This window comes from Paralimibaculum aggregatum (assembly GCF_030270585.1).
Taxonomy (GTDB): Bacteria; Pseudomonadota; Alphaproteobacteria; order Rhodobacterales; family Rhodobacteraceae; genus Thermohalobaculum; species Thermohalobaculum aggregatum.
Window position 1 is genome coordinate 1 of sequence record NZ_BSYI01000087.1, and the last position, 5,237, is coordinate 5,237.

At 61.8% G+C, this 5,237-nt stretch carries 6 protein-coding genes; 1 reads left to right on the plus strand and 5 read right to left on the minus strand.

The features are described 5' to 3' along the window. Nucleotides 1–392: 392 nt before the first annotated feature. From QSJ97_RS24155 to QSJ97_RS24170, 4 genes are read right to left on the minus strand one after another with little or no spacing between them, the layout of a single operon-like run. Nucleotides 393–1,433: a succinylglutamate desuccinylase/aspartoacylase family protein gene (locus QSJ97_RS24155; RefSeq protein ID WP_434220957.1), complete on the minus strand. Its 1,041-nt coding sequence runs from the start codon at nt 1,431–1,433 to the stop codon at nt 393–395. After that, complete coding sequence (gene rimK, locus QSJ97_RS24160) at nt 1,433–2,338, minus strand: 30S ribosomal protein S6--L-glutamate ligase (RefSeq protein ID WP_285675039.1); 906 nt, start codon at nt 2,336–2,338, stop codon at nt 1,433–1,435. Before rimK ends, QSJ97_RS24155 begins: the two co-directional genes overlap by 1 nt. A gap of 15 nt (nt 2,339–2,353) precedes the next feature. After that, nucleotides 2,354–2,860 carry an ATP-dependent zinc protease family protein gene (locus tag QSJ97_RS24165; RefSeq protein ID WP_285675040.1) on the minus strand — a complete coding sequence of 169 codons (507 nt, stop codon included), beginning with the start codon at nt 2,858–2,860 and terminating at the stop codon, nt 2,354–2,356. Beyond that, nucleotides 2,857–3,135, minus strand: a complete 279-nt coding sequence (locus QSJ97_RS24170) for a hypothetical protein (protein ID WP_285675041.1) — start codon at nt 3,133–3,135, stop codon at nt 2,857–2,859. The genes QSJ97_RS24165 and QSJ97_RS24170 overlap by 4 nt, the downstream gene beginning before the upstream one ends. A 115-nt stretch (nt 3,136–3,250) precedes the next feature. Between QSJ97_RS24170 and mgtE the strand changes: the two genes are divergently transcribed. Next, nucleotides 3,251–4,585 carry a magnesium transporter gene (gene mgtE, locus QSJ97_RS24175; RefSeq protein ID WP_285675042.1) on the plus strand — a complete coding sequence of 445 codons (1,335 nt, stop codon included), beginning with the start codon at nt 3,251–3,253 and terminating at the stop codon, nt 4,583–4,585. A gap of 162 nt (nt 4,586–4,747) precedes the next feature. Here mgtE and QSJ97_RS24180 read toward each other — a convergent pair. Beyond that, nucleotides 4,748–5,237, minus strand: a 490-nt coding sequence (locus tag QSJ97_RS24180) for a hypothetical protein (protein WP_285675044.1), incomplete at its 5' end; no start/stop codon positions are given.

A 5,237-nucleotide genomic window follows, 5' to 3' on the forward strand; every position in this document is an offset into this window, starting at 1 on the left:
ATGATCGCTCGAGACGCGTCCCTCAGCCGGAACCCGGGTGACCGGGGAGTCCGGATTCCGTGACCGGATCAAATCGGAATCGCTGACCGGATGCTATTGGAATGCCTGACCGGATAAGCCCGGAATGCGCAGGTGCGCAGCCCGGGCAATCGGGACCCGGACCGGCCGAAGGATAGCACGCAGATTTGCGCTCGTAAGAGCGGACCGGCTCCGCGCGAGCAGGCCGGCCACCAAAACCCGGCTCGTCCGTGCCCCGTAAGGTGACGAGCTGCGCCAAAAGGCAAGCTCGGCTGCAAGCACGCGAATCTTGTCGTCTGGGCAAGAGCGGAAGATTTCTGCAGACCGAATTTGTCGCTGCCGCGATAGGACCGTGGGCCGTTGGTACTGCGTTCTCAAATGATCTCGTCCTCGTCAAACATCGGGTCGGCGTCGATCTGAGCTGTGAGGTTGCGGATGCTCTTTGCGTCTTCGCCCGCTTCTGTGGTTGCGATGTGGAACAGCGCATCGCCTTCGTTGACGACAGGCAGGTTGGCGCGCCCGACCACAATACCTGCCAAGGCACTTCTGACCCCGACTTCCGTATCTCCGAAGGGGTCAGAGACGGCGCCAAGGAGATCGCCTTGAGCAACGGCTTCGCCCGTTCCTTTGAATACGCGGAGAAGTCCGCCGACTGGCGAGCGGACCCATGAACTCTTTGATGCAATAGCCGGACGCTCTCGTGGGAGAGAGACGCCCTTTCGTGGGATCATTCCCATCGCGTTCATGACCCGGAGGACGCCGAGCGTGCCTGCCCTGGCGGAGACCTCATCGAAGCGAAGCCCTTCACCGGCCTCGTACAGGAGAATATCGACACCACGCGCCTGCGCTGCCTGGCGCAGCGATCCGGCGCGATGCTTCGAGACGATCACGATCGGCGCGCCGAATGCATCGGCGTAAGCCAAGGTATGCTCGGCCCCTGGCGTCACTCGGATCTGTGGCATGTTCGTGCGGTGAATCGCGGCCGAGTGCAGATCGATTCCGAAATCCGAACGCTCGACGATCTGGGTCATGAACAGGTGGGCCAAGCGGCTGGCGAGCGATCCGCGCTCGCTCCCGGGAAAACACCTGTTCAAGTCGCGTCGGTCCGGCAGATAGCGAGAGTGGTTGAGGAAGCCGAACGCATTCACGATCGGCACGACCAGAAGCGTGCCCCGCACCGCGTCGAGCTGCGGCGAGCGCAACACCCGCCGCGCGATCTCGACACCGATCACTTCGTCGCCATGGATCGCTGCGCTGACAAACAGCGTCGGCCCCGGACGACGCCCGTGCACAACGTGCACGGACATGCTGACTGGGGTGTGATCTGAGAGCACGCTGACCGGGAGATCGACTGTCCGCCGCGTTCCTGGGGCGATTACTGCATCGCCTATATGAAATGCAGTACGGTCGATCACTAGCCTTGGCCTCGGGTCTTCGTCTTGCCTTTTTTGGCGTTGGTTTCGAGGTACTCGATGATCTTTCCGGCGACGTCGATGCCCGTCGCCTTCTCAACACCTTCAAGGCCAGGCGAGGAATTGACCTCCATGACAACGGGTCCGTGGTTTGCCCGGAGCATATCGACGCCGCAGACGTTCAGCCCCATCGCCTTGGCCGACCGGATCGCCGTCGAGCGTTCCTCTGGTGAGATCTTGATCTGCTGCGCGCTGCCACCGCGGTGCAGGTTGGAGCGGAACTCGCCCTCGGCACCTTTCCGCTGCATGGCGGCGATGACCTTCCCGCCGACGACCAGAGCGCGGATGTCAGTGCCGCCGGCCTCCTTGATGAACTCTTGGACGAGGATGTTGGTATTCGTCGCCCTGAACGCCTCGATCACAGATTTGGCCGAACGATCGGTGTCCGCCAGCACGACGCCGAGGCCCTGAGTGCCTTCCAGGAGCTTGACGACAAGCGGCGCTCCTCCGGCGATCTTGACGACCTCTTCGGTTTGCTTCGGATCATGGGCGAAGGTCGTTACGGGCAGGCCGATACCATCGCGGGCGAGCAACTGCATCGAGCGCAGCTTGTCGCGCGACCGCCCAATGGCGACGCTTTCGTTGAGCGGAAAGACGCCCTGCATCTCGAACTGGCGCAGAACCGCAAGACCATAGAAAGTGACGGAGGCGCCGATCCGCGGGATGACCGCATCGTATTCCGGCAGCTTCTCACCGTTGTAGTAGATCTCGGGACGCCGCGACGCGATGTTCATATAGCACCGCAGCGTGTTGATGATGCTGAACTCGTGGCCCCGCTGTTCGGCAGCCTCCTTCAATCTTACATGCGAGTAGAGATCCGGATTCCGGGCCATCATCACGATTTTCATTGTTCTTTTTCCTCGTCATGAGGGCGCACGAATGCGCCGATTGGTGGCACCCTCCTTGTTTTTCTTGGATGCACCAGGATGTCCGAGGACAAAGGATCGCCCCGGGTTGACCACGATCGAATGATCGCGGATCGCAGTTCGACCTAGGATCAGATCGAACTTCATCTCTTCACGATCGGCCAGCGACAGTTCGATGTGCCACTTGCGCCTGGCAAGGATCAGCGTCGTGCGGATCACTGGCCGCTGTTCGGCAATTCCGCTCGTGTTCTTTATGCTGCGCTCGTCGAGCAGGCGGACACGGGTCCTCAATGACGGTCTACGCGACGGGACCGAAAACTCGATCCATCTCTCGCCGTCTAATTCGAGCAGCTCGTGATCCGCCGTATGCAGGGCCGAGGTGCGGGCGCCGGTGTCAATCTTGGCGGCCATCGAGGCGATGCCAATGTCCGGCAGCGAGACATATTCCCGCCATCCGATCTCGGTCGTGCGGCGCTCCTTCTTGGCTCCGGGGGATGTTTTCATCTGAGGGCGTCCTCATTTGCGCGTCGGTAATTGACGAAGGCATTCGCGCTCATCACGACGAAAAAACTGTCCATGTCGATCAGCACGAAGCCCCTCTCGAAGAGGGCGCGGGCGAGTGCCCTGATGTCGTCTTCGTAGAGCCGCCGGTGTTCGGCGATGTCACGAACGAGCTTCGCCGATATCCGATAGCGACCGCTGTCCTTGCCCCCGAACTTCTGTTCGTGCAGCGCGGCAAGCCGATCGGCCGTGTTCGCAATCCAGTTTGACTCACTCATGACGCTTCGATATCAGGTCAAAAAAATATTGTCTATAGCAATTTTTTTATGCCTATAAGCAATTCTGTATATGAGGGAGGGCAGAATGGCTGGCGCAATCGACGGAAACGCAGACGTGAGCGAGCAGATCAGGCGACTGGTCGCGGAGCGCGATGGCGAGGCGCTTGCAGGGCTGCTCGACCCGATGCCGCTCAGCCAGGCGCTACGTGAACTGCTCTTGCTTGCGCCCGATCAGCGAGACCAGGCGTTCGCGCTCGTGCCCGCAGCGCTTGCCGCCGAGTTGCTTGAGGAAGCTCCCAACGAGATCGCGGTGGATCTCGTCGAGCGGATGGAGGCCGAGCGCGCGGCCGAGATCATCGATGAGCTGGATTCAGATATTCAGGCCGATGTCATCGGCGAGCTGGATCAGGATGATGCCGATGCGATCCTCGCCGAGATGGATGCCGAGGACGCGGCCGATGTCCGCCGCCTTGCCGCCTACGAGGACAACACGGCCGGCGGTCTCATGGTGGCCGAGGCCTTCACGTTCCGCGAGTCGGACACGGTCGGCGCCGTCCTGCGCGGTCTAGCGTCGGAGGACGACGATTTCGAGCGATACCGCGGTCAGCACCCCTATATCGTGGATGAGAATGGCCATCCGATCGGCGTCGTGTCGCTTCGCGGTCTCCTGACCTCGAAGCGTGGCGCCAAGCTGACCGAGATCATGTCAGCGCCGCTCACGGTGAGAGTGGCAACGCCACTCGACGAATTGCAGGACATCTTTAGCGAGAAACCATTCCTCGGCCTGCCGGTTGTGGAGACAGATGGCCGGCTCGTCGGTGTCGTCTCGCGAGCCGCGGTAGACTTTGCAGCTCTCGAACGCGCCGAGTCTGAGAGCTTGAAGCTTCAAGGCGTGGTCGGCGATGAGGTGCGTTCAATGCCGCTCCTGCTCCGGTCGCGTCGCCGGCTGGCCTGGCTCTCGGCGAACATCGTCCTCAACATCATGGCCGCGAGCGTGATCTCGGCCTACGAGGAGACACTGGCGGCCGTGATCGCCATCGCCGTCTTCCTGCCCATGGTCTCGGACATGAGCGGATGCTCCGGCAACCAGGCCGTCGCCGTCAGCATGCGAGAGCTGTCGCTCGGTTTGGTGCGGCCGGTCGATGCTTTCCGGGTCTGGATCAAGGAAGCGTCGGTGGGGATCATCAACGGAATTGTCCTGGGCATACTGATCGGCATCGTTGCATGGGCTTGGAAGGGCAATCCCTATCTCGGCCTGGTGATAGGCGCAGCGCTCGCCGCAAACACGTTGATCGCTGTTTCGATTGGCGGCGTCGTGCCACTCCTCCTCAAGCGCCTGGGCCAAGATCCGGCGGTCGCGAGCGGACCGCTCCTGACGATCATTACAGACATGGCCGGCTTCTTTCTCGTGCTGAGCCTCGCGAGCGCCATGATGCCGCTCTTGGTATGACGGGTCCCGTGGATGCCCTGAACAGCAGCGGAACATCATCGGAGGATGGGGCCGATCGGAGAGCGTTCGGCCCCATCCTCCGGAAGAGGTCATTGTGGAAGGCGAGTTGCCGCCTTCCGGAAAGGGCCGGAGTGGAAGCCATCCGACGGTAGAGCCCGGCGACTATGATATGGCAGGGCGCGTAGGCGCCCCGCATGACCGCCTGGCAGAGATAAGGTTAGAGAGCCGCGAGACCTTGGTCATGAGCGCGTCCCTCGCCGCGATGATGTTTTCTGGCCTTGTCTTGACTGACAACTCCTCGTTCCGCTTGCGGCCAGGGAAGCAGGCGATCCGCTCATTGTTTGCTCCGCTCGGATGCAGGATGCCAGCGAGGATCTGCTCGGTGCGCACCCCGGCCAGCGGCGCGACGGCCTCGAGGGCTTCGGCGACCTTGTCGCTGAGCGGCACGTAGATCGCGTTCGGAAGCATCTCGCCTTGCTCCCTGATCCCGGACCAGGCGGTAAAGTACGAACCGACCTGGAGGGACGAGGATGACGAAACGAGCAAGGCGGCGGTTTTCGCCGGAGTACAAGGAGCAGGCTGTTGCGCGGCTGTCGGAGGCCGGCGCCAGCTATGTGCGAAGTTCGGGGACATGGTTTCATCGTCCATCTCC